This window comes from Paraflavitalea pollutisoli, from assembly GCF_029360705.1.
Classification (GTDB): Bacteria; Bacteroidota; Bacteroidia; order Chitinophagales; family Chitinophagaceae; genus Paraflavitalea; species Paraflavitalea pollutisoli.
Window position 1 is genome coordinate 24,415 of record NZ_JARKMX010000003.1, and the last position, 26,796, is coordinate 51,210.

The window sequence follows — 26,796 nt, forward strand, 5'->3', positions numbered from 1 at the left end:
TTTGGACTGCCGCGACCTGCAGCCCATTCGATCAACTATAATTATGAAATTCCTTATCATCCGTTTCTCCTCTATCGGTGATATCGTGCTGACAACACCTGTGGTGCGCTGCCTCAAAAAGCAGGTGCTGACGGCCGAAGTGCATTTCCTGACCAAACCCGGGTTCAAGACCATTGTAGAAACCAATCCCTATATCGATAAGGTCCATTACCTGCAGGATGATTTTGACAGCATGATCGCCGCGCTCACAGCCGAAGACTTTGACTATGTGATCGATCTGCACCACAACCTGCGTACCCTGAAAGTAAAACGGGCACTCGGCAAACAATCTTTCTCTTTCAACAAACTCAATGTAGAGAAATGGCTGCTGACCAACTTCAAGGTCAACAAAATGCCGGCCGTACATATTGTAGACCGCTACCTGGAAACCCTGCAAACATTCGGCGTGAAGAACGACGGTGCGGGGCTCGACTACTTTATTCCCGATGAGGACAGGATCAAAGAAAGCGATATTCCCACCTCACACCATGCCGGCTATATTGGTATCGTGATCGGGGCAGCGCTCAATACCAAACGTTACCCGATCGATAAGGTGAAAGCGTTGTGTGCAGCCATCCATCACCCCATCATCTTGTTGGGAGGGAAGGAAGATGTAGCCAATGGTGAACTGATTGCAGCGGCCGACCCCGTGAAGATCTACAATGCCTGTGGCAAATTCAACCTCAATGAATCGGCCGACCTGGTTCGCCGGTCGAAGCTGATCATCACCAACGATACCGGGCTCATGCACATTGCTACTGCTTTTTATAAACCCATCATATCTCTGTGGGGCAATACGGTGCCGGAGTTTGGCATGTATCCCTATATGCCGGGCAAACCACAGCTATTCGATATCCTGGAAGTAAAGGGTTTGCCGTGCCGTCCCTGTTCCAAGATCGGCTATGATAAGTGTCCGAAGAAGCATTTCAAATGTATGCAACAGATCAAGCCCGAAGACGTATTGGGCAAGGTCAATGAAAGGCTGGGCCGTGCTTAGCGATAGGCAGGTACCGGTCAACGTACAGCGATCAATCATTCAATAATCTATTATTACATACCTCGAAGATGGCAGAAACGATCTATCCTTACCAGCAGTTGTTTGACTTTACGAAAGCAGTATTCCAACACATTGGTTGCTCCGAAGGGGATGCCGATATTGCTACAAAAGTGTTGTTGTCTGCCGACCTGCGGGGTGTCGATTCGCATGGGGTGGCCCGCCTTACGGGCTACGTACGCCTGTGGGAAGCCAAACGTGCCAATACACAACCCAATGTCCGCATCATTCATGAAACGCCTTCTACGGCCGTGGTGGATGGGGATGGTGGCCTGGGCCTCGTTGTAGCGCCCTTTGCGATGCAGGTCGCGATCGATAAAGCTAAACAGGTCGGTACGGGCTGGGTAAGCGTGCAAAACAGCAATCACTTCGGCATTGCCGGTTACCATGCCATGATGGCCCTGCAACAGGATATGATCGGCATTTCGATGACCAATGCGAGTCCGCTGGTGGCACCTACCTTCTCTGTAGAGAGGCTATTGGGCACCAACCCTATCTGCGTGGCCGTGCCTGCCGGGGAAGAACCGGCTTTTGTAGCTGACCTGGCGACGACCACGGCCGCCAATGGCAAACTCGAGATATTGCAACGTAAGAATAAGGAAACGCCTGCTGGTTGGGTCCAGGATAAGGACGGGAACCCCTCTATCAATCCCCACGAACTGAAGTCGGGGGGCGCCTTGCTGCCATTGGGAGGCGATAGGGAGCACGGTAGCCATAAAGGCTATGCCTTGGGGGCTGTGGTTGATATCTTCTCGGCTGTATTGAGTGGTGCCAACTATGGGCCCTGGGTACCGCCTTTCCCGGCTTATGTGCCCATGCCGACTGAGATGCCCGGCAAAGGGATCGGTCACTTTTTTGGCGCCATGCGCGTGGATGCGTTCCGTCCGGCCGACGATTTCAAATTGCATATGGATAAGTGGATACGCCGTTTCCGCAGTGCAAAGCCTGTAGCAGGGCAGGAGAAAGTCCTGATCCCCGGCGATCCCGAGCGGGAGATGGAAGCGGAGCGACTGCAGGACGGGATACCGCTGCTGACTGCTGTGTCGGAAGACTTGCAATCACTGGGGGCACGTTTTGGCATCAAATTGTAACAAGTCGGTTTGATTGCCCACCTTGTAGATAGACTAAAGCAAGGACGATCAAATGCTTATGCAGGAAGCTGCTGGCAAGCACCTGGAAATGCTAAATACCGGCCCTGAAAAAGCAATCTCCCTTATCTTTGCCTGCTTTTGTATTTTTTTTACCCAATAAAACACTCCGCCAGTGGCGGACCCAGGAGAGAAAACCATGAAAATTATGAAATTCGGCGGTACCTCAGTAGGTAAGCCGGAGCGTATGCATCAGGTGGCAGAATTGATCACCAAAGATGCAGAATCCAAGATCGTCGTTTTGAGTGCCCTCAGCGGTACCACCAATGCACTGGTTTCTATCGGAGATGCGATGGCTTCCGGCGACCGCGAAGCTGCCAAACAACAGATCGATAAGCTGGAAGCGCATTACCAGGCTTTCATTCTTGATCTGGTAAAAACAGATGCTGCACGTGCCAAGGCGAAAAGCATCGTTGCCGAGCATTTCGAATTTCTCACCATCATCCTCAAGATATCATTCAGCGAAGCACTGAGCAAGGACATTCTTGCCCAGGGCGAGCTGCTTTCTACCAAGCTGTTCAGCGTGTACCTCGGTGAAAAAGGCGTAGACCATGCCTTATTGCCTGCGTTGGAATTCATGAGCATCGATATTCACGATGAGCCCCAGGTGGCGGCCATCCGTGCCAAGCTGATGCCCATTCTCGAACAACATAAAGACAAAAAGCTGTTTATCACCCAGGGATATATCTGCCGCAACGTACGTGGCGAGGTCGACAACCTGAAGCGTGGTGGCAGTGACTATACGGCGTCACTCGTTGCGGCTGCTGTCAATGCTTCTGTGTGTGAGATCTGGACAGATATCGACGGTATGCACAACAATGACCCCCGCGTAGTGAAGAAGACACAGCCCATTGAACAGCTGAGCTTTGAAGAAGCGGCTGAGCTGGCTTACTTCGGTGCCAAGATCCTGCACCCCACCTGTATCTGGCCTGCCCAGCAACAAAAGGTGCCGGTAAAATTGCTGAATACCATGGAGCCCCAGGCAGCTGGTACTACCATCCGCCAGGAAGCAGGTTCTGTAGGCGTTAAGGCTGTTGCCGCGAAAGATGGCATCGTCGCTATCAACATCAAGAGCAGCCGTATGTTGCTGGCTTATGGTTTCCTCCGGAAGATCTTCGAAGTATTTGAGAAATACCGTACGCCTATCGATATGATCACCACTTCGGAGGTGGCCGTTTCTGTCACCATCGACAGCGGTACGCACCTGAAGGCAATCGTGAAAGAACTGGAACCCTTTGGAACCATCGAAGTAGAAACAGACCATACGATCATCTCTGTGGTCGGTAACGAAATTGCGCAGACACCCAACGTGCTGAGCAAACTGTTCGAAGCACTGGTACCAGTACCCGTAAGCATGGTGAGCTATGGCGGCAGCAAGCACAACGTATCGATCCTGGTACCTTCTGCTTATAAAACCCAGACCTTGCAGTTGTTGAACAAGGGATTGTTCAACCTCGATTAATAGATTGACCGGACTTTGATCCGTCTAAGCGTTGAAGATAGGTGCTCGCCTGCTTCAACGCTTTTTTCTTTCATATGGGAAAAAGCGCTAAGATCAGCGCTCGGGTCCACCGTTATATTAATTATTTTATTATAGTGGGTAGGTAATTCTACCGGGTAAATGGGTAGGGATACCATATTCTTGGGCATAAACTATATCCGGCCAAACTGTTTTATTATCTTAGCCCCGATGAAACCCGGTCACCAGCCGGCAACCAGGCCCTCACAGGCGTGGTGCAGCCGCACCGGTCAATTACCTTACCTTACAACAGACCATTGAGAAACTATTTTTACATTGCCTGGGTTACCCTGTTGATCGTATGTTTTGCCCCTCACCTTGTTGCACAGGAGCGGAACCGTATTGCAGGCACAGTGATCAATGCTTCTACCAATAGCCCGATTGCCAGTGCCAGCATTTTCATCAGCGGTACTTCCAGCGGAACAGTCACCAATGCTGCCGGCCAATTTACCATCACCAACCTGCCTCCCAAAGGTTCTTATGACCTGGTGATCTCTTCGATCGGATTCAATACCATCGTATATCCTTTTAGTACCGATTCATTGCCGCTCACCTTACGGTTGTTGATGACCGCCAAAGCGACGGAGTTGGAGACTGTAACGGTAGAGCCCTGGGACCCCAATGGCTGGGCCAACTGGGGAAGGGTGTTTACGGAAAGCTTTATCGGCACCACGGCTGCCTCGGGCCAGTGCGAGATCAAGAATAAAAGCGCCGTTCGTTTCCGCTATTCGAGGAAGACCAATACGTTGATTGCCGTGGCCGATGAACCTCTGATCATCGAGAACCGTGCCCTGGGGTACGTGGTGCGTTATCAATTGGAAGACTTCATCTACAACATGAAGGAGCGTACCCTGCTGTATATCGGGTATACGCTGTTCGAAGATATGTCGGAGAATCGCTCCCGGGTGCCGAGGCGGTGGCTGGTCAATAGAAAACATGCTTACAATGGCTCGATCATGCATTTTATGCGGGCGCTGTACAACAACAAGGTGAAAGAAGAAGGATTTGATGTACAGCGGATGGTCAAGGAGCCGAACCTGGAGAAGGAAAGAGTTAAAAAGGAATATGCCTCCTTGCTGCGCAGGAATATTGCGCCCGGCCAGCAACGCATGATCATGCGACCAGGCAGCGAAGTAAGGATCGTCAGTGATTCGAGCGCTTATTATTCCAGCATACTTCGCCAGGATGATTTTAAAGATGTCGTGAGCCCGGGTTTGTTGACGGCGGATAGTGTCATGAGCCAGCAGGATTCCAGCATCATCCTGTCTTTTCCCAACTACCTCCATATTACCTATAAGAATGGAAAAGAAGAGCAGGGTTACCTGGATAAATATATGGAGCGCAGAAAGCCCTGGTTCCCCCGGAGTAGCCTCGTATTGTTGCAGGGCAACCCGGTGCTGGTAGAAGCCAGCGGTACCTATTTTCCACCCCAGGAGCTCTTCTCCCTGGGTTATTGGTCCTGGAGCGAAAAGATCGCCCACCTGCTGCCGGTTGATTATAAGCCGGAAGAATTACCTTGATGTACGTTTATGTCCCGATTTTCGTTGATAGGTTTTAAGAACTCCTAAATACTGTCTGCATGTCTCTATTTCGCCTCCCGATCGTGCTACTGATGGCGGCTGTCGCCTTGTGTGGATGCGCCAGCAAACGCGATGTGTTGTGCAAGGTCTGGTTTTACACGTTCGATGATACCAAGACGCATACGGGAAAAGGCGACCCGGAATTGTCGCCCGTTAACTTCCTCAACCTGCAGTTTGATGGTAAGTATACGGCCGACCTGCAGGGGTTTCAGTATGGCACGTGGACGCTGAACGATGAAGCTGTTGTATTGACCGACGCCAACAAGAAGAAGCACGCTATTGTGCTGAAAGCGATAGCGCCCAATGAGATTGCCGTAGATGTGCTGCCGGGTAACAAAGATGAATCGATGTTCAAGTTCGAGGGCTCCAACAACACCTTCCCGGAGGAAGAGAATCCCTTTTCACTGGCCAATAACCAATGGCGGGTGAAGGCTACCCATAGAGAAAATGATGCGGAGATCCTGGCTCGTGTGAAGAACCATTTGAGGTATTGGGAGAAGTATTTCGCCTGGGGGCTGGAAACCAAGAAGACGACCCTCGATGTGCGCAGCTTACCCGGACCGCTCAAGATCTATGGCAATGGGTTCGAATTGCTGCCGTTTGAGCGCTGGTCGGCCGAGTGGAACGGTCATTTCTTTGATGAAGCAGATGCCTATAAAGCCTGGGAGAAGCTGCATTATTTCTTTACCTACAAGCGTATTGCCTGGGCCAAGTCGGATAACAAGTTCAAGATGTTCATCTCCGCTTTTCAACAGATGCAAAATAAAATGGATTGACCCGCCGGTCAATCCATCCTGTTATCGTTGGGTGGCGAAAACTGGCAGCCAATGATGTTTACTGGCTACTATTGAGTGTGCTTACAACCACTTGTGTTTCTTCATCCAGTCGGCCAGCAGGTCCATCCATTTCACATCACTGGTATTGTTGATCATACCGAAGCCGTGACCTCCTTTTTCATACAGGTATAATTCCGCAGGTACTTTATGCTGTTGCAAAGCGGCGTAAAACACTTCACTGTTCTTTACTACCACCGTTTTGTCGTCTTTGGCGTGTACCAGGAAGGTAGGCGGCGTCCATTTGGTTACCTGCAGTTCATTGGAGTAAGCAGTGATCTTTTCAGGCGAGGGATTAGCGCCGATCAGGTTGGTGCGGGATCCTTTGTGCGCCAGGCTGTCGGAGAAACTGATGACCGGGTAGCCCAGTATCACGAAGTCTGGCCGCACGGGAATCTTTTTAGACAGCTTCTTATAGGGTTCATTCGTCACATAGTTGTATTGGAAATGGGTGGCTACCGTAGATACGAGGTGACCGCCGGCGGAGAAGCCCATAATGCCGACTTTCTTCGGATCGACACCCCATTCCGTAGCCCGTTGCCGTACCACGAGGATGGCCTGCTGCGCATCTTGCAGGGGACCGTATTCTTTATTGATCATGGTGCTATCGCTGGGGAGCCGGTATTTCAATACGAATGCGGTAACCCCGAGTTCATTGAACTTACGGGCCACATCAGCCCCTTCATGGCTGGCGGCGAGTATAGCATAGCCACCACCGGGACAAACGATCACGGCTGTTCCATTGGCCTTGTCTTTGGGTGCCTCATAAACGGTGAGGGTAGGCCGTGACACATTGCTGATGCGCAGTTTGGTATCGTTGGGGCCTACTACCGAGCTTTCTTTATCGACCGTTGGCCGGGCGTTGGGAATGGTATCGGGATACAGGGGGAAAGTGGTTTGTGCCATGGCGAATTGTACGAGTGCGGAAAAGGATAATAGCGCGAGCGTTCGTTTCATATGGTGTTGTTGATGACCAAATATAAGGCAAAACGGGGGCTTCTGCCGAATGCAGCCATAGCTTAACTACCGGGATCGATTGCGGCTCTTTGCCGTATTGTTTTGGAGTGCCGGTAAAGTGATGTGCCTGGTAACGAAACCCGCCCCGGCATTGGCTTTTCTTTTACAGAAGGATTCGTTAAATGCCGGTTGGGGCCATTGACTCATGTAACTAATGGGTATACCTTCAGGTCATACAATAAACCAGCGTTTATGAAAAAGCTTTACTCCCTTTCAACCTTGTTAGTGATGCTCCTCCTGTTTACCGGTTGTAGCAAAGATATCCTCAAGCCATACGATGACCGCATTGAAGGTGTGTGGGAACTCACCGACGTGGATAAAGTAGGCTTTGGCAGTACGAACCTCGATTTTACCGGCGGGCGGTTTACGTTCTACGGTAATGGCCGCCTGGAATATGAAGATGGTGGTGGCGGATTTTATGAAGGCCGTTGGGATATCCGCAAACGCAATATTCCCGACTGTTATGTCGACGAGTATGGTAATTCAATGTGCGATAGTCGTTTTGTACGTACCCTGTCGATGAACGTGACAGACTTTACCAACCACGATATGCGTACCGAGTTTTTTGACGAGATCGTCTTCACCGGTACCAACCGTTTCAAGGCTTACCTGTACGATGGTAACAGAACTTATGTGTTCAGGTTCAGAAGATAATAAATAAGTTTATTTCGGCTGGCATGTATACAGGGTGGGGGAGCGATCCTTCGCCCTTTTTTGTTACAACGCTTCAGCTATATTTCTTCAACAACCCATCATACAACCCCTCTATCTGCCGGGTCATTGTCGAGGCACTGTAAGTGCTGCTGATCGTAGCGCGGGCTTCGCGGCCCAGGCGCTGGCGTAGGGCCGGGTCAGTCAGTTGTTGTATGGTTTGTGGTAAGGTTTCATCCAGTGTTTCTACGGGCAACAACAGGCCGTTTACATCGTGCCGTATCACTTCGGACGTGCCATCGACTTTAGTACCGATGATCGCCTTGCCCATGGCCATGGCCTCGAGCAAACCAATAGGCAGTCCTTCCCACAATGAGGGCAATACGAAGATGTCTGCAGCAGCCAGCACATCGGGTACATCCTGCCGGAAAGGGGCAAAGATCACCTGGTCGGCAATACCCAATTGTTGTACCATCTCCAGGGCTTCGGCTTTCTGGTCGCCGTCGCCCACCATCAGCAGGCGCAGGGAGGGCAATTGTTTGACTGCTTTCGCAAAAGCACTGATCAGTTTCAGGGGCTGTTTCTGGTGAATGAACCGGGCTACGAAGAGCACGAGGGTTACATCCTGGGGAATTCCCAGTTCTGCACGTACCCGGTTGAAAGTGCGCTCGGGATTGAATTTTTGCAGGTCTATACCATTATTGACTACCACCGATTCAAAGCCATTGAAATAGTTCTTACCGCTTTGCTGGTTGGAAGCCGATACCGAGATATTGATGTCCGATTTGCGGGTGAGCAGCTGCTCGCCCATGACCCTTACTTTTTTGATCAGCGGGTTCTGGTCGTCGTGGAATGACCAGCCGTGAATGGTGTACACCAGGGGCAGCCGCAGCCGCTTGGTGGCCCAGAATACGTTGCTGTTGGCACGGGTGCCATGGGCATGCACCAACTGGATCTTATTCGTCTCTATGAACGACTTTACGCGTTTCCACTTGCTGATGTCGAAGGGCTTCTCGGTATAGATCACTTCGGTCTGTATGCCCATCGCTTTGAGCCGGTCGACCATGGGGCCGTCGGTAAAGGAAAGGACTACGGGTTCGAAACGTGTCTTGTCGAGGTTTTCGACGAGGCTGAGGAGGTGGCTTTCACCGCCGCCGATCTGCCCCTGGCGGATCGTTTCGAGGATGCGAATTTTTGGAGTCTGGATCATATCGGGTACGAAAGTAATACAAGGGCGCAGGAATTAAAAGCCATCGGCCGAAAAGCCTCAATTACGCTATTGTTATGTTGATCGGTGGGTGGTTGTACCGCCCATGGCAAAAAGAAAGGGCGCCGCAGGGCGCCCTTGTATCGTAACCGGAATGGTCCGGGTGCTTTTTAGATAACGATCATCGCATCGCCATAGCTGAAGAAGCGGTACTTGTCCTTGATGGCCTTTTTGTAGGCTTCCATGGCCAGGTCATAACCGGCAAAAGCGCAGGTCATGATCAGCAGGCTGGTCTTGGGCAGGTGCAGGTTGGTCACCAGGGCGTCGGCAATGTTGAACTGGTAAGGCGGGTGGATGAAAATATTGGTCCAGCCTTCGGAAGGTTTCAACAGCTTCTGCGCAGTGTAAGAAGATTCCAGTGCCCGCATGGTAGTGGTACCTACCGAGCAGATACGGTGACCGCCTTCGATCGCCTTGTTGACGATGTTACAGGCGCTCTCTTCGATGCGATAGTATTCAGCATCCATTTTGTGTTTGCTGAGGTCTTCTACCTCGATAGGGCGGAAGGTGCCGAGGCCGGTGTGGAGGGTTACTTCCGCAAAGCGGATACCCTTAATTTCCAACCTTTTGATCAGCTCGATGCTGAAGTGCAGACCAGCAGTAGGAGCCGCTACAGCGCCTTCGTGCTTGGCATATACGGTCTGGAAGCGTTCTTTATCTTCTGCTTCCGGTTTGCGCTTGATGTACTTGGGGAGGGGCGTTTCACCCAGGAATTCCAGCATCTGGCGGAACTCATCGTCGGTGCCATCCCACAGAAAACGGATGGTGCGGCCGCGGGAAGTGGTGTTGTCGATCACTTCTGCTACCAGTTCGTCGTTCTCTCCAAAGTAAAGTTTATTGCCTACACGGATCTTACGGGCAGGATCAACGATCACATCCCATAATCTATTGGGCTTGTTCAGTTCTCTCAACAGGAATACTTCGATCTTGGCACCGGTCTTTTCCTTGCGGCCGTACATACGGGCAGGGAATACTTTGGTGTTGTTGACAACAAACACGTCTTTGTCGTCGAAGTAATCCATGATATCACGGAAATGTTTGTTCTCGATGTTGCCGGTCTTGCGATGAACCACCATCAGGCGGGCATCTTCGCGTTTCTTCGTAGGGTGTTGGGCGATTAAATTGAGTGGCAGATCAAACCTGAACTGTGACAGTTTCATGTGAATTATAACAATTTTATTACGGTAGGTAGCCACATGATACCAAGCTGTGAAGTAAGAGCGGGTACATCGCGAAGATTGCTCCGGACAAACCAGGTCTTACGGCACCAGGTTTGATAGCATGTCAGGCATAATTTTCAAGCGGGCGAAGGTAGCAAATAAAGGCCATAAGAAAAAATAAAGAAAAAAGTCGCGGCATAAATGCCCCATTTCTCACAAAATGGCGTTTAACTAAAAGAAAATCAGCAAATATTTTATGCTCTCGGCCATTTTTAGCATCTTCCCTACAAACCGCCGCACCGGTTATCATGCCACCTTTTACCTGCCCGGCGCTTCTGTAAACCCATCCATTAGTATGAAAGCAACGATCGTTCTCTCTGTTTTTCTTTGTATGGCTTCCGTGTCTAGCCAGGCCCGGCAAACGTCGCCCCCATCGAAAGGCAAGCGGACCACTGCCGCTAAGACGGCCGTTACAGCAACGCTGCCGCCCTTTAAAGAGGCGCCCCGCAAATATCCCAGCCTGCTTTGGGAGATCACCGGCAAAGGCATGACCAAACCGTCTTACCTGTTTGGTACGATGCATGTGAGCGATAAAATGGCCTTTCACCTCGGTGATGCTTTTTACAATGCCATCCGCAACGCCGATGTCGTAGCGCTGGAAACCAACCCCGAAACCTGGCAGGAAGACTATAGCAAATCGCCTTTCCTGGGCAACCGCGGTGGTGGCCGGGACAAATACAACGCCCGCGAACGCTGGAACAGTTTCGCTTCGCCCATGTGGATCAGCACGTTTGCGGTCGACAACTACGACGAGACGGTAAAAGCCGCACTTTCCGTAGAACCCTCCATGATCAACGGTATGCTGTACCGGACTTATGGTTCCGAGACCGAAGACTTCGAAGAAGATACTTTTCTCGATATGTACATCTTCCAGGTCGGTAAAAAGCTGGGCAAGCGCCTGAGTGGGGTAGAGAATTTTGAAGAGAGCGAGAAACTCGTCATGGAAGCTTACATGGATATGGCCCGAGACGAGAAACGCAAACGCAAGAGCTACGACCGCGAGAGCAATATGACCAACCCACGCAAGCTGGAAGAGGCTTACCGCCGCGGTGACCTCGACCTGCTCGATTCCCTCCAGGGACTCTCCGTGACCTCCGATGCCTTCCAGGAAAAATTCCTCTATAAGCGCAATGAGATACAAGCCAACTCCATCGACTCCATCATCCGTAAGCAGTCGCTGTTTGTAGGCGTGGGGGCCGCCCACCTGCCCGGTAAAAGAGGCGTGATCGAAATGTTACGGGATATGGGATATACCCTCCGTCCGGTATTCATGGACGACCGCAACAGCCTGCAAAAGGACTCCATTGAAAAGACCCGGCTGGTACATGCGATGGTCAACCAGCAGCCGGATGACGGTGCCTACCAGGTATCGATACCCGGTAAACAATTTTACCGCTTTACAGAATGGAGTGGTATGGATGTGTTGCAATATGCCGACCTGGTCAATGGGGCTTACTACATGGTAACCCGCATCAAGACCAATAGCCTGGCCCTGGGTCACAGTGCCGAGCAGACACTATCCCGGCTCGACAGCCTGTTGTACGAGCATATCCCGGGTAAGTTGGTACGCAAAACCGCCATCAGCAAAAATGGCTACAAGGGATACGATATTGTGAACCGGACCCGTCGTGGCGACTACCAGCGCTACAACATTTACATAACGCCCTTTGAAATGATCGTTTTCAAGATCAGTGGCAATGGCGAATATGTAACGCAGGGAACCGAAGCCGATCGCTATTTTCAGTCTATCCGCCTGAAAGAATACCCGGCCACCAACTGGCAGGCCTGGCAGCCCGCTACCGGTGGCTTTAGTGTACAGCTGCCACAGGTGCCTGTGCTGTTGCGCGATAACAATATAGGGACCAACCGCCTGGAATACAGTACCTGGGATGCGCAGGATGGCAACAGCTACCTCATCATGAAGGTCAACCTGCACAACCATGGATTCCTGGGTAAAGACAGTTTCGAGCTGTCGATGATGGAAGAAAGCTATGCTTTTTCCGTGCACATTGATAAAGAGATCAAGAGAAAATTCACGAGTGCCGGCAAATACCCTGCGCTGGAAGTGCAATACCGGCATAAGGACGGCAGCTTCAGCACCGTGCGTTACCTGATACGGGGAGCGCAGTATTATGTGGTGATCGCCCGCTACAAGAAAGAAAATGCCAATGTGCGCCGTTTTATCGAATCATTTACCATACAACCTTACGTATATCCAGCCGCGCAATCCTACGATGACAGTACCATGTACTACCGGGTGAAAGCGTCTGTTGCACCCTATGCTGGTAAAAAGCCCGCGACTGTCGACATGGACGATCTCTACGAGATGGCCCTGGCCGACAAGGATAGCTACGAATACCGCGACGCACATAAAGAGAAGATGTCGGTGGTCGGCAACGATAGCATTGGTGAAAAGGTGATGGTGTTTTACGAGCGCTTCTCAACCCATGCCTACTGGCGTGATACTGCTGCTTTCAAAAAGGCTTATTTCAACCATCCCTGGGATGAAGACAGTGCCTTCGTGATCAGGTACCAGCAGTCGGAAATAGTGCCGGGAGGTATCCTGCAGGGCGAAACGCATTATACCGATACCAGCAGCTCCCGTTTGTTGTTGGTGAAAACGGTCCTGAAAGACAATCACCTGTTTCAACTGGTCGCTATAACCGATACCGTTAGCGGGCCAGGTCCATTCCTGCGGGATTTCTACGCCAGCTTCCGACCCGTCGATACCTTGGCCGGAAATTCCTTGTTTACCCGTAAAACAGCCCGTTTGGTACAGGAACTCCTGGGTAAAGACTCGATCGTTGCCCGTAAAGCATCGCTGGCACTACAGGCCAAGTTGTTTGATTCGGTAGATGTTCCCCTGATCCGCCAGGCGATCGACTCCATCACCTGGAATGTTCCCAATTATATGGCGACCAAAAAATCATTGCTGCAGGACCTGGGCCGGTTCCCGGATACGGCAGTGACCACCTACCTGGCATCCTTATATGGAAAAGTGCAGGACACGACCGAATTCCAGCAAGTGATCCTGAAGGCACTCACCCGGCAAAAGACCCGCCGGTCATTGGCCGCTTTCAAAGACCTGATGCTGGAAGAGCCACCGATCGAAGATGATGAAGAGTCGTACGATGACATATACACGAACAGAAGAAGTTGGAAGGGGGGAAGTTCCGTGACCGTGACCACGCGCCGTGCCTACCGCCCGGAGGGCAGCTGGTATGGCCTGGAAGATTCGTTGGCGCTCACCCAAACCATCTTTCCGGATCTGTTGCAGCTTGTACATATCGACGATTATGAAACCAGTGTGTTGGGACTGCTGACCACCCTGGTGGATAGCGGCCTGGTGAAAGCGGCCGACTATGAACCTTATTTCAGCAAATTGTACCTCGATGGCAAGCGCATGCTGAAAAAACAGCTGGCCGGAGAAAGCCGGGCGCAGATGGAAAAAGCGGCCCGTAAGGATCAGGTCCCGGCAGGCAGGTACCGCGTGCAGGATGAAGACGAAGAGGATAACCTGGATGAAGGCAACGAAGACCTGGAGCAATATGCTACGTTATTGTTTCCTTTCCGGGAAAAGAATGCAGGGGTGCAGACCTTCTTCAACCAGTTGATGCAAACCACCGATCGCCGCCTGCTGTACAATACCTTCATCTTCCTGCTGCGGAAGAAGCAGCCTGTACCCGATTCGCTATTCCTCAAGTATGCAGCACTCGATCAATACCGCAGTGAACTGTATGGCGACCTCGAAGTGCTGGGCTTGACCGCTCAGTTTCCCGCAAAATATAAAAACCAGCAAGACATGACCCGGAGTCTCCTGATCAACCGGTCGGAACGGCTGGAAAAAGCGGATACGCTCGTGTACCTCGATAAATTACCCGTGACAGAGGAAGGTAAAAAAGGCTGGGTACATTTTTACAAATACAAATTGATGCGGGATGATGTACACTGGCAACTGGCTGCGGTGGGTATGCAGCCGCAGCATGCTGGTGAAGTGAATGTGGATAATGATACGTTCACGACCAGCGAAGCACGTAAGCTGAATCCCGACGAGCCTATCAAAAAGCAACTGGAGCAAATATTGAAAGAGATGGTGAACTCACGGGAGCCGATTGCGGAAGAGTTTTATGAAGCCCGCAACTACCGGCTGTCGAAGGCTTATCTCGCGGAGGCGGTAAAGCGAAGAAGATTCCGCGATTAATGCACTGATCAATATGTTACTACAAGGACTCATCGGTGACGGTGGGTCCTTGTGTCTTTAATCAACCCAACATGCCTTTGGGGATCGATTCGATCAGTTGCTTTGTATAGGCTTGTTGGGGATGGAAGTAGACTTCTTCTGCAGGCCCTATCTCTTCAATCTGTCCTTTGTTCATCACCATGATGCGGTCGCTGATATAACGTACGACCGACAGGTCGTGCGAAATAAAAATGACCGTAAAGCCAAATTCCTGTTTCAGGTCATTGAGCAGGTTGAGTACCTGTGCCTGTACACTGACGTCCAGGGCTGATACGGACTCATCGCATACCACAAAGTCGGGGTTGAGTGCCAGGGCGCGGGCGATCACGATGCGTTGTCGCTGGCCACCCGAAAACTCATGGGGATAGCGGTCGAAATGCTCCGCTTTGAGGTTCACCTTTTCCAACAGCTCAATTACTTTGTCTTTTCGCTGGCGTTCGCCAGACAGGAGCTTATGAACTTTGAGCGGTTCGGCGATCGCACTGCCAACTGTGAGCCGCGGATTGAGCGACGAGTAGGGGTCCTGGAAAACGATCTGTATATCTTTGCGGAGGTCGGTGAGTTGATCTCTTTTTTTGGCAGTGAGGTCAACGCCATCGTATAGTATCCGTCCTTTGGTAGGCTCTATCAGCCGCAATACCGCGCGGCCGAGTGTCGATTTGCCGCAGCCGGATTCTCCGACAAGTCCTAGCGTCTCCCCTTTATATACTTCAAAACTGACGTCGTTGACCGCCTTGGTATACTCCAATGGTTTGCCCAGAAAGGATTTTCTGGAGGGATACCATACACTGAGGTGTTCTACTTGCAGCAGTGGTTGCCTCGTTTTGGTTGCGCTGGTGATGGCCGGGGTTATCATGGCTTCCCGGTTGCCTGCCTGTTGCAGGATACTGTCGAGCGAATCGCGACGTCCTTCCAGGAAATCACTGACTACCGGCAGGCGCTCCCCTTTGGGGTGCAAAACAGGCCGGCAGGCCAGCAACCCGCGGGTATAGGGATGTTGGGGATGGGTGAAGAGGTCGGCCACCCGTCCTTGTTCTACGATGGCGCCCTTGTACATGACCACAGCCCGGTCGGCTACTTCTGCCACTACGCTCAGGTCGTGTGTGATGAAGATGACGCCCATCTGTGCCGTTTGTTGCAGCGATTTGATCAGTTGCAGAATGGTCTTTTGTACGGTCACATCGAGTGCGGTGGTAGGCTCGTCGCAGATCAGCAGATCCGGTTCGCAGCTCATGGCCATGGCGATCATGACGCGTTGTTTTTGCCCGCCGCTCAGCTGGTGTGGATAGCGGTGAAAGAGTTGCGCCGGGTTGGGCAGCTTGACCTGCCCGAAGAGTTCGATGGTCTTTTGCGTGCCTGCGGCCTTCGATAACTTCCGGTGCAGGCGAATGGCTTCCATGACCTGGTCGCCGCAGGTAAACACAGGATTGAGCGAGGTCATCGGCTCCTGGAAGATCATGGCGATCTGGTTGCCTCGGATAGCGCGCAACTGGTCGGGCGTTTGGTGCAGCAGGTTGATGGGGTGTTGTCCGTCGGGAGCAAAAAGTATACTCCCCTGCGTATACCGGGCCGGTGGCGTAGGTAACAACTGCAGGATAGAAAGCGAGGTCACTGATTTGCCGGAGCCTGACTCTCCTACGATGGCCACGATCTCTCCCCGCTGTACTTCGAGGGAGATATTGTTGACGGCAGTAGTGGTGCCGATCTCGGTGACGAAATCGACCTGCAGGTTGTTGACTTGTAACAGGGGCAATGCCATGGGTACGGGCTTTATCAGAATTTCAGGTGTCGGACCGTGAGGCCGTTGTTGATCAGTTGCTTTAATGAATCGATCCCAATGCGCAGGTGACGTTCTACGTACTGAGCAGTCACGGCTTTATCACTTTCTTCGGTTTTCACCCCTTCCGGTATCATGGGCGAATCGCTCACCAGCAGCAGGGCACCGGTCGGTATCTTGTTGAAGAAGCCTACGGAGAAGATCGTGGCCGTTTCCATATCGATGGCGTAGGCGCGGATGCGTTGCAGGTATTCTTTGAAATGCTCGTCATGTTCCCATACCCGCCGGTTGGTGGTATATACCGTGCCGGTCCAGTAGTCGACACCGTAATCGCGGATGGTGGTCGATACGGCTTTCTGCAGGGCAAACGCCGGCAGGGCAGGTACTTCGGGAGGGAAGTAGTCGTTGGAAGTTCCTTCTCCGCGAATGGCAGCGATGGGCAATATGAGGTCGCCGATATTGTTGCGTTTCTTCAGGCCGCCGCATTTGCCGAGAAAGAGCACCGACTCGGGCTCGATGGCTGTCAGCAAGTCCATCACCGTAGCAGCAGTGGGGCTACCCATGCCGAAATTGATGATGGTGATGTTGTCGGCAGTAGCACATTGCATGGGCCTGTCGAGCCCGATGATCGGTACGTTGTTCCATTCCGCAAACATCCTCACATAATTGCTGAAGTTGGTAAGCAGGACATACTTGCCAAAGTTCTGCAGGGCTTCGCCGGTGTACCGGGGTAGCCAGTTGTGTACGATATCTTCTTTTGTCTTCATATTGAGTGTGTAATTTCGGGTTTTTTCCGATTATTTCCCCCTGCGGTGTAGATTTGAGCCATGATCCGCATCGAGTATCCATCCTATCCATATCGCATCCGGGAAGAAGAAGGCAGGGAGTTCATCTTTGATGAGCTGCGGCGGCAATGGACCCGGCTTACCCCGGAAGAGTGGGTGCGGCAAAACTTCCTGCAATACCTGGTGCAGACCATGCAGTATCCGGCTTCGCTCATTGCCGTGGAGCGTGAACTGCGCCTGGGCGAGCTGAAGAAGCGCTTCGATATCCTCGTGTACAACCGGCAGCACCAGCCGTGGCTGATGGTGGAATGCAAGGCGATGGAGGTAGAGCTCGACAACAGTGTGCTGCAACAGGTACTTCGGTACAATATCGCGATCCCCGTACCCTTTATGATCATTACCAACGGACACTACTGTGCCGGATTCGAAAAACAGGGTCACCAGTTGCAGCCGATCGAACAATTGCCGGTCTTCACAAATTAGTATGCCCGCTGCCGTTTTTGTATTTACTTTATACACTCAAAACGGCTGCCATGGACATTCTCCAGCAAAAAATCGACGAACTGACACGGCACATCAATGAGCTGGCTGCACAGCAGAATCACTTGGGCAGGCAATTGCTGGCTCTGATGAATGAGCTGGACGCGTTGAAACAGCAGGTACAGCAAACCGGTGTTGTCTCAGCGGCTGTCACTACCGCCCCACCGTTGCCGGTAAAAGAAGTTCCAGGCGTGATTGCGGCCCCCTCCCGCAAGCCTGCCGCCACTACAGCACCTTTGCCAAGGCCAACAGTCCGCGCTGATCAATCCCGTTTTTCCTTCGAAGAATTTATCGGTAAGAACGTTGCCAGCAAGGTCGGCATCCTGATCACGATCGTCGGCATCTTTATCGGTGCACGGTTTGCGATCGAGCATGAGCTCATCAGCCCGGTTACCCGTATCCTGTTGGGATATTTGTGCGGAGCAGCTCTGGTAGGTGTGGCAGTCTGGCTCCGTAAAAAGTACACTGTTTATAGTTCAGTATTGATGGGTGGTGGGTTGTGTGTGCTCTACATCATGACCTATATTGCCTGGAGTTTCTATCAATTGTTGCCGCAGCCAGTTGCCTTTGGTATGATGGTGTTGCTCAGCGGTGGTATTGTGTATGCTGCACTTTGGTACAACCAGGTGATCATCGCTTACCTGGCGCTGGTAGGCGCCTATGCCATCCCCTTTCTGCTCAGCAACAACTTGGGGCGTTTCGACCTGCTCTTTGGCTATATCCTGTTCATCAATGCGGGTATACTCGTTTTGTCTTTCTACCGTTATTGGAAATCTTTGTTCTACCTGGCGTATGTGGCTACCTGGAGCATCTTTGCGGCCTGGTTTTTCCTGGAATTCAACGAAGGAAGCCATACCACACCGGCCATGATCTTCCTGACGGCCTTTTTCCTCCTTTTCTATGCAACTTTCCTGGCGTACAAACTGATCAAAAAAGAGCAATACGATATCGGTGATATATTGCTGTTGCTATCGAATTCGTTTATATTTTTCCTACTGGGCTATGCCATCCTGAACGTGAATACTACTACGCCGTTGTGGCCTGCTTTGTTTACGTTGACGAATGCCCTGGTACACCTGGCGGTAAGTATCGTGATCCGCCGGATGGGACTTGCCGACAAAGCCCTGTACTATTTTGTTTTTGGTCTTTTTATCGTATTTCTTACCATCGCCATTCCCGTACAGCTCGATGGCAACTGGGTCACTATGTTGTGGGCCTGCGAAGCCCTGCTGTTGTTCATCATTGCCCGGCAGCAGCGCTCCGAAATGTACGAAAAGCTGGCAGCGGCTATGTTGCTGCTGACTATTGTGAGCATGATTCAAGATCGCACAGAGCCAGGTCTTAACGCGGCAGAGGCCGGGCCATTCCGGAATGCCGTCTTTTATTCAGGCGTGTTTGTCAACCTGGTGATGGGCGTTATGTGCTGGATGAGCCGGCAACCCAGGTGGAAAACACTGCCGGAAAACCGATCCGGATGGACGGCCTTTTTCGACTATATGGTACCAGCCATCCTGCTGGCCTGCAGTTATAGCCTGTTCTTCGTGGAGCTGCGTGACAATTTGTGGGACCAAGATACGCACAATGACCTGCGTGTAAAAAGCATATTGTTTCTCTATTCCCTGACTTATGCCTTCGTTGTCATGTTCCTCAACGAACGGTGGATACGCAACCGGTGGCTGGCCAGTGCTTCGTTGGTCGGCGTTCTGATATTGGCCATCCTGTTTTGTTTCGATGCCTGGGGCGATCTGAATGAGCTGGCTGCTGGCTGGTTTCAGCATGGAGGCCATGTGGGTTATGTGCTGATGCGATATGTTGCGATTGCCTTATTTGCGTGGCTCCTGATCATGGGCCACCGGGTGGTGCGGCTGTATGTAATCGATCCTTTTATCTCCATCGCCTGGCAGCAATTGGTTTATGCCGCTCTGTTGGCCGCCTGCAGTTACGAGTACCTTTATTGGACAACCATTGCCGGCGTGCAGGAGCGCGACAAAGTAGGGTTGAGTGTTGTGTGGGGCTTATGCGCGCTGACGCTGGTCATATTGGGCATCCGGCGCAAAGACCGCTTCATGCGGCTGGCGGCCATCGCGCTGTTCATCCTTACTACAGCCAAATTGTTTGTAAATGACCTGTCGGGTTCCGGCACCATTACCAAAACGATTTCTTTCATCGTACTGGGCGTGATCCTCCTGCTCGTTTCCTTTTTGTATAACAAGTACAAGGAAGCGCTGTTTGGTGAGGAGAAATTGGGCGCACAACAGCAGCTGCCGACCGACAGCTCTTTATAGGCTTGGGATTACGCGGGGGTATTCGGACTGCCACACGATTGTCGACGGGTCACTGCATGAATCTTAACGCAGGATCTTCCGGTCTTCCAGGTCGGTACGCACCAGCTGAAAGCCTGCCTTACGGTATATATGCAATGCATTGGGGTGGTCCAGTTCACAGGTATTGAGCTGAACATGGTGGGGATGGTAACTCCAGGCCTGGGCGATCACCGTTTGCAGAAAATAATGTCCATACCCTTTGCCGATGAAATCGGGCAGCAGGCCAAAATACAAGATCTCCACATAATCTTTTTCCCGTACGAATTCGGCAAAGCCGGCGGGTTGTCCGTCGATATGCAGTACGTAGATATCGACGTTGGCGGCATTGATCTTTTCGGCCAGTACGCCGTCTTCCATCAGCATCCTGTCGAGCCAATACCATTGGCGGCCGACACCGTAGTAGAAATTGCGGTAGGCTTCTACCGAAATGGGTTTGGGCCACAACTGAAAGTCGAGGGCAAAGGCGGCGGGTATGCTACTGATGGGCTGCTCATGCATTTCGAGAAAATGTACCTGTACGGGACGCAGGGAGATATGGGAGTTTTCAATGGTCATAACAGTTTCTTTTGACAGTGAAAGCCAATGATCCGGTAACCCTGGTTGAGCCAGAACCGAATGCCTTTATCGTTGGTCACATAGCAGTTGAGTTCGGAGGCGATGCAGCCTTGTGAACGGCCATATTCGTATACCCATTCCATCATTTGTTCGCCAACACCTTTACTCCTGTATTCGGGCAATATCATCACATTGTCGGGTTCAATGTGCTTGCCGACATAATACTTGTTGAGTATCCACAGGCCGCAAATGCCGATCAGCCGTTGCTGGTCATAGACCCCGGCGCAGACATAATTGCGTTGCTGCATATCTTCCAGCCTTTCTTGCAGGGTGCGTTCATCGATCGCATCGTTCAGGATGCGCAGGAGGGGGATGATCGTATGCAGTTGGTCCTTGGGAATAAGGCTTATCTGATACATGGGCTATCGCTTGTTAGCACGAAAGTAGCACTTTTTTGAGCAGCTTGCGGCCGCTGGCCGGTTTGACTGCTGTAACGACAGCCATCAGCTCCGGGATGGCGCCTGCAGGTGCTGCGCTATATCCCTTTCGCATGCAACCGCTCGCATATCTTTTTCAGGTGCTCCAATTGCTCCAGTTGTTCCAATTGCATATCGTACAGCGCTTTGATCTGTTGCTGCTGCAAAAGGTCTACTTTTTGTTGCAGGCTGCGTATCTCCAACTCGGCTTTGAGGTTGACGAGGTAATCGTTCTCGGCCCGTTTGCGGTCTTTTTCTTCCTGCCGGTTCTGGCTCATCATGATGATGGGTGCCTGAATGGCAGCTATACACGACAATACCAGGTTGAGGAGGATGAACGGGAAGGGGTCGAACTTTTCTTTGCCCGAACTGATCAGGTTAAAAATGATCCAGGCAATCAGGATCACAATAAAAGAGATGATGAATTTCCAGCTGCCGCCAAAGCGGGCGACCTTGTCGGAGAGCCGCTGTCCACGCGACAATACATCGGTGGGTGGGTGCAGCAGGTTGTTGATGATCAGTTCTTCTTCTTTGATCGACTCGGCGACGATCTCCTGCAACTTCTTCAGCTGTGCTTCTTCCTCGGTGATCCTGTTCTTTACTGTTTCCGGCGTGGCCATATCAATAGTTTATTAAACGTAATCAATTCTGTTACGCCAAATTACGTTTAATATCGGGCATGGCCATAACCTGGTTGATTGATGGCCTTACACTACAACGCTTCGGGTGCTATGGCAGCATAGATAGAAGGCTGTCCGGTAGATGGTTGCTGTTTGGAAGACGGATATAGTTTGTCGAAGGTGCTGAACACGCTGTCGATCTCCTGGCTGGTAGGTGCTACTACCGTAATGTCGGTATAATTGTTTCGCGCGTACCTGATCTTGAACACCAGTTGGCGATAGGTCCGTTTAAGGAATGAATTGTCGTGTTCCTGCCGGTAGGCAGCGAAGTATTCTTCTTCCTGCTCAAAGCGCCAGGATTCATCACCACGGGTGAGGTAATAAAAGCTCGCTGGTTCTTCGTGTTTGGGGGCCTGTATGACTTTGTGCAGGATCTGCTCGATCTTATCGGCCGGGAAATACGCTTGTGGGTAAAGCTTGGATTTTTCCATATAGCAGCAGTTTTAAGGTTACTTAAATCTACTTTATTTTCAGGCGGCTGGCAACTAATTGTGGGCATGGGTACAAGGCGCCTGCTATCAATAAGTTAGGGGTTCAATAGCAGCATTCCCCCCGCAGGGCTGCCTGGGAGCGCTACCTGAAAATAAGAAAGCCATCCGCGAGCAACGGATGGCTTTGTATTCAATTTCTTGCTGCAAGCAACACAACAAGAGAAATTGGAGCATTATGGGAAGATACCGAGTTCGGCGTAGCTGGTGGCCACTTTGTTGATGGCAACAAGGTAGGCAGCTGTACGCATGTCGGGTACCTGTGGATTGGCCTTCCAGGCTTCCATGATCTCGCGGGTGGCGGTGATCATCGTTTCTTCGAGACCGCTGCGCACCAGGTCAACCTCATCGGGACCATGCATGATGAATTCACGTTCTTTCTGGTCTACCGTTTTACCGGTCAGTCCTTCGATCTGGCCGAGGATATGGGTATTGAGGTTCTCTGTAAAACGTTTTTCCATACGACCGTACCGTACGTGGCTCAGGTTCTTCAACCATTCGAAGTAAGATACGGTTACACCACCTGCGTTGAGGTACATATCGGGCACAACGAGAATACCGCGTTTGGCAAAATTCTCATCGGCTTCGGGCGTCAACGGACCGTTGGCGGCTTCACCAATGATCTTGGCTTTTACACGAGGTGCATTTTCACCGGTGATCACTGCTTCGAGCGCGGCGGGAATCAATACGTCACACTCCATTTCCAGGGCGTCGGTATTTTTGGCGAAATTGTTGGCACCGGGGAAGTGAAGGATAGAGCCCGTCTTTTTGCGGTGCTCGAATACAGCGTCTATATCCAGTCCTTCATCACTCCAGATAGAGCCTTCGAATTCGGCCAGGCCAACGACCTTGGCACCTGCTTCCTGGAAGAACTTGGCAGAATGGTAGCCCACGTTACCGAGGCCCTGTACCACGATGCGCTTGCCTGCTACACCGGTAGTAAGTCCCAGCTTGTCCATCTGGTCTTTCATGCTCAATACTTCGCGCAGACCGTAGAATACACCCAGGCCGGTAGCTTCGCGGCGGCCACGTACACCACCTTGTGTAACGGGTTTACCGGTTACGCAACCCATGGCGTCGATCTCGCCGGGGCGCATGCTCTGGTAGGTATCCACGATCCAGGCCATCTCGCGTTCGCCGGTTCCGTAGTCGGGGGCCGGTACGTCGATGCCGGGGCCAATGAAGTTCTTCTTGATCAGCTCCGAAGTATAGCGACGGGTGATCTTCTCCAGCTCATACGGCGTATATTTCTTGGGGTCGATGGTGATACCACCTTTCGCACCCGCAAAGGGAACGTTTACAATCGCACACTTGTAGGTCATCAGCGCTGCAAGGGCCATTACCTCATCGAGGTTCACGCTCATCGCAAAACGGATACCGCCTTTACAGGGCAACTTGTGGTGCGAGTGTTGTACGCGGTATGCCTTGATCACTTCGATCTTTTCGCCGATCTTGACGGGGAAGTGCATCCGGTATACGGCATTACATTGTTTGATCTGTTCCAGGACACCCGGGTCCCATTTGGTGAACTGCGCGGCTTTATCAAAACTCTTTTCTACCGCGCCAAAAAAACTGTACTCTGACATGATTAAGCAATTTTTATGGTGAATCGTTAAACACTGATACGATGATCGTCAATAGCACACCGTGAAAGATATCCTAGCTGAACGATGGGCCATCACGAATATTTGCCCTTACGTAACAAAAATTTTATTGTGATGTTCGTCCGTAAAAAAAGTAACCCCGAATCAGGTCGGGGGATTCATGCGATTATCAGTAAGAACTTCACTTCAACGGTTGGGCGCTATCGGGCGACTACTGACCCTTTTCAAGCCGGGTGATCTTTCGATCGAGCCGGACGATATAAATGATCAGTCCGAGCAGGATGGTGACGGCTACTGCCAGTACCACATAGATCTTTCCATCAGCCCGTAAGCCGGTAGCTACCTGGGTGGGGGTTTCTTCGCCTTGTGCACTTGCCCATAAAACCGGCAACAGCGTAAACAGGGTAATGAGTAACTTCTTCATGCGAATATTAATGTGCGTGTTTTTTCTCTTCCAGCAATTTGTACCGCAGATACAGGGTAGTGATCCATACGCCGAGCAGGGACCATCCGATCACTGCAGGCCAGAACACTTTACGCATGGTGGGATCCAGGTCGCCGCCATTTAATCCGGGATTTCCTTCCACGCCCTTGCCACCAGGGTGCAAAGATTCTACCAGGCGGGGCAGGATCAGGATCATGGGTATATAGATGAAATAAGCGAATATGTTATATACGCCTGCCACACGGCCCCTTTTGTCGAGGTCGGTCATGGAGTTGCGCAGTACAAAATAGGCGAGGTAGATGAGCAGGGCAATGGCAACGCCCAATTGCTTGGGGTCGTTGTTCCAGGGAGTGCCCCAGGTATAATTGGCCCAGATCATACCGGTAACGAGGCCGAGACAGCCCAATACGGTACCGGTTTGTACGTACATCAGCGCGTACAGGTCATACTGTGGTTTGGGATTGCGCAGGTACAGGATCGAATACACCAGTGATACGGTGATCAATACCAGTTGAGCAAACCACATGGGCACATGGAAGAAGAGATTACGGATCGTTTGATAGAGGTTGCCGATCTCAGGCACTTTCACTAAAAAGCCTGCAATAAATGTGTAGAGCAGCAAGACGATACAAAGTATTTTCCACCAGTACTGGCGCATATTTCCGAGCTATTGTATGATAGATATTGGCGTTTGCAGGATCGGGGTGTGACTTGCCAACTACCTGAATTAGGGGGCAAAATTAGGGGAAGGGGTCTTAAAACAGAAATTTACTTGGCCTGCCGGTATAGGCCAGATCAAGGCTACCGGCAGGGCCTGCCAAGGGTTTCGGATACCCGCAGTGCAGTTGTTAATCTTTCCATAAGAAAGGGAAGAGGATCACGGCCAGGGCGATTACCATGATATCGAGGCCCACGAGCATCAGCACGATGCTGGTGAGGCCGGCCTGGATCACATCGGCGAAGGCAGCGTTGGAGATGCGCATCAGCAATAATATCTGCGGAATGATGAGAGGGAAGCCCATAATGGCCATGAGGGCGGCGTTTTGCTGGGCGCGGGCAGCAATGGCGGCCAGAAAGGTGAAAACCAGGCTGAGGCTGCAACCACCCAGGCATACGATACCGATAAACTTCAAGGGGTTGTGTACCGGGTTGCCGAGGAAAAGCTGGAACAGGAGCAGGCTGACCAGGCTCATCACCATCATCAGTACCACATTGAAGATCAGCTTGGACAATACAAAATCACGGGCGCCGGCAATGGTATAGAAATAAAGCATCCGGCCCTTGCTTTCTTGCAGAAAGCTTTTGGCCACCGCATTGATACAAATAAAGAGCTGGATCATCCAGAACAGGCCGTTCCATACTTTTTCTTCCGGACCTTCACCCATCGACATGTACAATACGAAGATGGTAGACGCCACGTACAGCAGGATGCCATAGAAGGTATACTGTTGCCTGATCTCGAGCAGGAAGTCCTTTTTTACCAGAGCCCAGATATGTTTTGATTGATTACCGGCCATAATAGTTGCGCGAAATTAACGCGTTCGGCGCTTTTTACCCGGAATTTGCGGCAGGTTACGCCGTAAAGGTTTTAGGACGGGCCAAAGTATTTACTATTTTACAGGCCTATAACTCCTCACTATGAAGCGTAACCTGCCTATTGTGCCCTCTTTGTGCTCTTTGTTGTTTTTATTGCTGTGCTGTGTGCCTGCACTGCAGGCACAGACCCTCGACCTTCGGCTGAAACCTGCCGTGGGAGAAAAATACAGCTACTTCTTCGACTACCAATCGGAGGTTTTCACCGATCAGGGTAATCTCACCATGGAAGTTGGGATGGGGCTTAGCCTGGAAGTGACCGGTGCGGATGGCTCCAACAAGCTGATCAAAGCCACCTATAACCGGGCTGTCATGAAAATGGACATGGGTACAAACTCCATGGACATCGATACCGACCAGCCCAAACCTGCTTTCGATGCGGCCAACCCGATGACGGTGGTAGCCCTGCTGTTTCACGGATTGAGGGGGCAGTCCTTCACGATGACCATGAGCGAAACCGGTGAGCTCTCGAACATCGCCGGTTTTGAAAAGGTGGTGGAGAATATGATCGATTCGGCGGCTGGCGGTGGCGACGTACCAGAAGCCATGAGGCAGGGCATGCGGGATGGTATGTCGAAGCAGTTCAATGCAGAATCCATGAAAGAACAAATTCAGCAGTCTTTCAATATCTTCTCCGGTAAGCCCGTGAAAGTAGGAGACAGTTGGGTGAAAAAGCTCGAAACCCATGGCGCCAAGAACATGAAAATGACCAACACGTATACCGTTCAATCTATTACCGCGAAAGAGGTGCTGTTGTCACTGCGTTGCGTAATTGACGAGATCACGACGGAAGCCAATATGACGATGAATGGTACGCAGGAAGGAACGCTGGTAGTGGACCCGAAAACCGGCATGCTGATCCGCAGCGAGATCAACCAGGCCCTGGCGGGTGCCGGTGGTAGCGGGATGAAAATAACCGGTAAGTCGGTGACTACACGTTTATAGCTCCCGATCGAGCCCC

Annotated in this window: 23 protein-coding genes; 10 read left to right on the forward strand and 13 right to left on the reverse strand. The window is 51.5% G+C overall.

The window, feature by feature from the left end; genetic code table 11:
* The first annotated feature begins 43 nt into the window (after nucleotides 1–43).
* The 5 genes from P2W70_RS07860 to P2W70_RS07880 all read left to right on the forward strand — a co-directional run bounded on the left by P2W70_RS07860 (nucleotide 44) and on the right by P2W70_RS07880 (nucleotide 6,116).
* The gene (locus tag P2W70_RS07860; protein WP_276480891.1) at nucleotides 44–1,036 is read left to right on the forward strand and encodes a glycosyltransferase family 9 protein; all 993 of its coding nucleotides are present in this window, start codon (nucleotides 44–46) and stop codon (nucleotides 1,034–1,036) included.
* A 68-nt stretch (nucleotides 1,037–1,104) separates the two neighbouring features.
* Nucleotides 1,105–2,184 carry an Ldh family oxidoreductase gene (locus P2W70_RS07865; RefSeq protein WP_276480892.1) on the forward strand — a complete coding sequence of 360 codons (1,080 nt, stop codon included), beginning with the start codon at nucleotides 1,105–1,107 and terminating at the stop codon, nucleotides 2,182–2,184.
* Between the two features lie 205 nt (nucleotides 2,185–2,389).
* A complete protein-coding gene (locus P2W70_RS07870; protein WP_276480893.1) occupies nucleotides 2,390–3,703 on the forward strand; it encodes an aspartate kinase in 1,314 nt (437 codons plus the stop codon).
* Nucleotides 3,704–4,017: 314 nt separating this feature from the next.
* Entirely contained in the window at nucleotides 4,018–5,280 is a 1,263-nt protein-coding gene (locus P2W70_RS07875; RefSeq protein ID WP_276480894.1) for a carboxypeptidase-like regulatory domain-containing protein, read from the forward strand.
* Nucleotides 5,281–5,339: 59 nt separating this feature from the next.
* A complete protein-coding gene (locus tag P2W70_RS07880) occupies nucleotides 5,340–6,116 on the forward strand; it encodes a hypothetical protein (protein ID WP_276480895.1) in 777 nt (258 codons plus the stop codon).
* An 81-nt stretch (nucleotides 6,117–6,197) separates the two neighbouring features.
* Here the strand turns inward: P2W70_RS07880 and P2W70_RS07885 are convergent, their stop codons facing one another.
* The gene (locus tag P2W70_RS07885) at nucleotides 6,198–7,130 is read right to left on the reverse strand and encodes an alpha/beta hydrolase (RefSeq protein ID WP_276480896.1); all 933 of its coding nucleotides are present in this window, start codon (nucleotides 7,128–7,130) and stop codon (nucleotides 6,198–6,200) included.
* Nucleotides 7,131–7,382: 252 nt separating this feature from the next.
* On the opposite strand from P2W70_RS07885, the gene P2W70_RS07890 reads away from it, so the two are divergent.
* Complete coding sequence (locus tag P2W70_RS07890) at nucleotides 7,383–7,844, forward strand: hypothetical protein (RefSeq protein WP_276480897.1); 462 nt, start codon at nucleotides 7,383–7,385, stop codon at nucleotides 7,842–7,844.
* Between the two features lie 73 nt (nucleotides 7,845–7,917).
* Here P2W70_RS07890 and P2W70_RS07895 read toward each other — a convergent pair whose 3' ends face one another.
* Together P2W70_RS07895 and queA are read right to left on the reverse strand one after the other, a co-directional pair.
* On the reverse strand, nucleotides 7,918–9,051 hold the full coding sequence (locus P2W70_RS07895) for a glycosyltransferase family 4 protein (protein WP_276480898.1): 1,134 nt from the start codon (nucleotides 9,049–9,051) through the stop codon (nucleotides 7,918–7,920).
* A gap of 167 nt (nucleotides 9,052–9,218) precedes the next feature.
* Nucleotides 9,219–10,268: a tRNA preQ1(34) S-adenosylmethionine ribosyltransferase-isomerase QueA gene (gene queA / locus P2W70_RS07900; RefSeq protein ID WP_276480899.1), complete on the reverse strand. Its 1,050-nt coding sequence runs from the start codon at nucleotides 10,266–10,268 to the stop codon at nucleotides 9,219–9,221.
* Between the two features lie 256 nt (nucleotides 10,269–10,524).
* Between queA and P2W70_RS07905 the strand changes: the two genes are divergently transcribed.
* Nucleotides 10,525–14,529 carry a TraB/GumN family protein gene (locus P2W70_RS07905; protein WP_276480900.1) on the forward strand — a complete coding sequence of 1,335 codons (4,005 nt, stop codon included), beginning with the start codon at nucleotides 10,525–10,527 and terminating at the stop codon, nucleotides 14,527–14,529.
* 61 nt (nucleotides 14,530–14,590) lie between these two features.
* Here the strand turns inward: P2W70_RS07905 and P2W70_RS07910 are convergent, their stop codons facing one another.
* Nucleotides 14,591–16,327: an ABC transporter ATP-binding protein gene (locus P2W70_RS07910; RefSeq protein ID WP_276480901.1), complete on the reverse strand. Its 1,737-nt coding sequence runs from the start codon at nucleotides 16,325–16,327 to the stop codon at nucleotides 14,591–14,593.
* A 14-nt stretch (nucleotides 16,328–16,341) separates the two neighbouring features.
* The gene (locus P2W70_RS07915) at nucleotides 16,342–17,112 is read right to left on the reverse strand and encodes an AMP nucleosidase (RefSeq protein ID WP_276480902.1); all 771 of its coding nucleotides are present in this window, start codon (nucleotides 17,110–17,112) and stop codon (nucleotides 16,342–16,344) included.
* Between the two features lie 60 nt (nucleotides 17,113–17,172).
* On the opposite strand from P2W70_RS07915, the gene P2W70_RS07920 reads away from it, so the two are divergent.
* Both P2W70_RS07920 and P2W70_RS07925 read left to right on the forward strand, forming a co-directional pair.
* Complete coding sequence (locus P2W70_RS07920; protein WP_276480903.1) at nucleotides 17,173–17,613, forward strand: type I restriction enzyme HsdR N-terminal domain-containing protein; 441 nt, start codon at nucleotides 17,173–17,175, stop codon at nucleotides 17,611–17,613.
* A 50-nt stretch (nucleotides 17,614–17,663) separates the two neighbouring features.
* On the forward strand, nucleotides 17,664–19,955 hold the full coding sequence (locus P2W70_RS07925; protein ID WP_276480904.1) for a DUF2339 domain-containing protein: 2,292 nt from the start codon (nucleotides 17,664–17,666) through the stop codon (nucleotides 19,953–19,955).
* 63 nt (nucleotides 19,956–20,018) lie between these two features.
* Here P2W70_RS07925 and P2W70_RS07930 read toward each other — a convergent pair whose 3' ends face one another.
* The 8 genes from P2W70_RS07930 to P2W70_RS07965 all read right to left on the reverse strand — a co-directional run bounded on the left by P2W70_RS07930 (nucleotide 20,019) and on the right by P2W70_RS07965 (nucleotide 25,759).
* Nucleotides 20,019–20,549, reverse strand: coding sequence for a GNAT family N-acetyltransferase (locus P2W70_RS07930; protein ID WP_276480905.1), 531 nt, complete (start codon nucleotides 20,547–20,549; stop codon nucleotides 20,019–20,021).
* Nucleotides 20,546–20,968, reverse strand: coding sequence for a GNAT family N-acetyltransferase (locus tag P2W70_RS07935; protein WP_276480906.1), 423 nt, complete (start codon nucleotides 20,966–20,968; stop codon nucleotides 20,546–20,548). Before P2W70_RS07935 ends, P2W70_RS07930 begins: the two co-directional genes overlap by 4 nt.
* A 116-nt stretch (nucleotides 20,969–21,084) precedes the next feature.
* Nucleotides 21,085–21,645, reverse strand: a complete 561-nt coding sequence (locus tag P2W70_RS07940; protein ID WP_276480907.1) for a DUF1003 domain-containing protein — start codon at nucleotides 21,643–21,645, stop codon at nucleotides 21,085–21,087.
* A 92-nt stretch (nucleotides 21,646–21,737) separates the two neighbouring features.
* Entirely contained in the window at nucleotides 21,738–22,136 is a 399-nt protein-coding gene (locus tag P2W70_RS07945) for a nitroreductase family protein (protein WP_276480908.1), read from the reverse strand.
* Nucleotides 22,137–22,369: 233 nt separating this feature from the next.
* The gene (locus P2W70_RS07950; RefSeq protein ID WP_276480909.1) at nucleotides 22,370–23,779 is read right to left on the reverse strand and encodes a Glu/Leu/Phe/Val family dehydrogenase; all 1,410 of its coding nucleotides are present in this window, start codon (nucleotides 23,777–23,779) and stop codon (nucleotides 22,370–22,372) included.
* A 229-nt stretch (nucleotides 23,780–24,008) separates the two neighbouring features.
* A complete protein-coding gene (locus P2W70_RS07955) occupies nucleotides 24,009–24,221 on the reverse strand; it encodes a CcmD family protein (RefSeq protein WP_276480910.1) in 213 nt (70 codons plus the stop codon).
* Between the two features lie 7 nt (nucleotides 24,222–24,228).
* Nucleotides 24,229–24,900, reverse strand: a complete 672-nt coding sequence (ccsA, locus tag P2W70_RS07960; RefSeq protein WP_276480911.1) for a cytochrome c biogenesis protein CcsA — start codon at nucleotides 24,898–24,900, stop codon at nucleotides 24,229–24,231.
* A 190-nt stretch (nucleotides 24,901–25,090) separates the two neighbouring features.
* Nucleotides 25,091–25,759, reverse strand: a complete 669-nt coding sequence (locus P2W70_RS07965; protein WP_276480912.1) for a heme exporter protein CcmB — start codon at nucleotides 25,757–25,759, stop codon at nucleotides 25,091–25,093.
* Nucleotides 25,760–25,880: 121 nt separating this feature from the next.
* Here P2W70_RS07965 and P2W70_RS07970 point away from each other — a divergent pair, with 121 nt between their 5' ends.
* Nucleotides 25,881–26,780: a DUF6263 family protein gene (locus P2W70_RS07970; RefSeq protein ID WP_276480913.1), complete on the forward strand. Its 900-nt coding sequence runs from the start codon at nucleotides 25,881–25,883 to the stop codon at nucleotides 26,778–26,780.
* Nucleotides 26,781–26,796: the final 16 nt, after the last annotated feature.

What these genes read in the sequence shown, in the direction of transcription:
- P2W70_RS07890 (WP_276480897.1), top strand. Translation starts at nt 7,383, where the DNA reads ATGAAAAAGCTTTACTCCCTTTCAACCTTGTTAGTGATGCTCCTCCTG.
- P2W70_RS07870 (WP_276480893.1), top strand. Translation starts at nt 2,390, where the DNA reads ATGAAATTCGGCGGTACCTCAGTAGGTAAGCCGGAGCGTATGCATCAG.
- P2W70_RS07945 (WP_276480908.1), bottom strand. Translation starts at nt 22,136, where the DNA reads ATGGAAAAATCCAAGCTTTACCCACAAGCGTATTTCCCGGCCGATAAG.
- P2W70_RS07965 (WP_276480912.1), bottom strand. Translation starts at nt 25,759, where the DNA reads ATGGCCGGTAATCAATCAAAACATATCTGGGCTCTGGTAAAAAAGGAC.
- P2W70_RS07860 (WP_276480891.1), top strand. Translation starts at nt 44, where the DNA reads ATGAAATTCCTTATCATCCGTTTCTCCTCTATCGGTGATATCGTGCTG.
- P2W70_RS07915 (WP_276480902.1), bottom strand. Translation starts at nt 17,112, where the DNA reads ATGAAGACAAAAGAAGATATCGTACACAACTGGCTACCCCGGTACACC.
- P2W70_RS07955 (WP_276480910.1), bottom strand. Translation starts at nt 24,221, where the DNA reads ATGAAGAAGTTACTCATTACCCTGTTTACGCTGTTGCCGGTTTTATGG.
- P2W70_RS07940 (WP_276480907.1), bottom strand. Translation starts at nt 21,645, where the DNA reads ATGGCCACGCCGGAAACAGTAAAGAACAGGATCACCGAGGAAGAAGCA.
- P2W70_RS07865 (WP_276480892.1), top strand. Translation starts at nt 1,105, where the DNA reads ATGGCAGAAACGATCTATCCTTACCAGCAGTTGTTTGACTTTACGAAA.
- P2W70_RS07905 (WP_276480900.1), top strand. Translation starts at nt 10,525, where the DNA reads ATGCTCTCGGCCATTTTTAGCATCTTCCCTACAAACCGCCGCACCGGT.
- P2W70_RS07970 (WP_276480913.1), top strand. Translation starts at nt 25,881, where the DNA reads ATGAAGCGTAACCTGCCTATTGTGCCCTCTTTGTGCTCTTTGTTGTTT.
- P2W70_RS07895 (WP_276480898.1), bottom strand. Translation starts at nt 9,051, where the DNA reads ATGATCCAGACTCCAAAAATTCGCATCCTCGAAACGATCCGCCAGGGG.
- P2W70_RS07920 (WP_276480903.1), top strand. Translation starts at nt 17,173, where the DNA reads ATGATCCGCATCGAGTATCCATCCTATCCATATCGCATCCGGGAAGAA.
- P2W70_RS07910 (WP_276480901.1), bottom strand. Translation starts at nt 16,327, where the DNA reads ATGGCATTGCCCCTGTTACAAGTCAACAACCTGCAGGTCGATTTCGTC.
- queA (WP_276480899.1), bottom strand. Translation starts at nt 10,268, where the DNA reads ATGAAACTGTCACAGTTCAGGTTTGATCTGCCACTCAATTTAATCGCC.
- P2W70_RS07930 (WP_276480905.1), bottom strand. Translation starts at nt 20,549, where the DNA reads ATGACCATTGAAAACTCCCATATCTCCCTGCGTCCCGTACAGGTACAT.
- P2W70_RS07935 (WP_276480906.1), bottom strand. Translation starts at nt 20,968, where the DNA reads ATGTATCAGATAAGCCTTATTCCCAAGGACCAACTGCATACGATCATC.
- P2W70_RS07925 (WP_276480904.1), top strand. Translation starts at nt 17,664, where the DNA reads ATGGACATTCTCCAGCAAAAAATCGACGAACTGACACGGCACATCAAT.
- P2W70_RS07885 (WP_276480896.1), bottom strand. Translation starts at nt 7,130, where the DNA reads ATGAAACGAACGCTCGCGCTATTATCCTTTTCCGCACTCGTACAATTC.
- P2W70_RS07950 (WP_276480909.1), bottom strand. Translation starts at nt 23,779, where the DNA reads ATGTCAGAGTACAGTTTTTTTGGCGCGGTAGAAAAGAGTTTTGATAAA.
- ccsA (WP_276480911.1), bottom strand. Translation starts at nt 24,900, where the DNA reads ATGCGCCAGTACTGGTGGAAAATACTTTGTATCGTCTTGCTGCTCTAC.
- P2W70_RS07880 (WP_276480895.1), top strand. Translation starts at nt 5,340, where the DNA reads ATGTCTCTATTTCGCCTCCCGATCGTGCTACTGATGGCGGCTGTCGCC.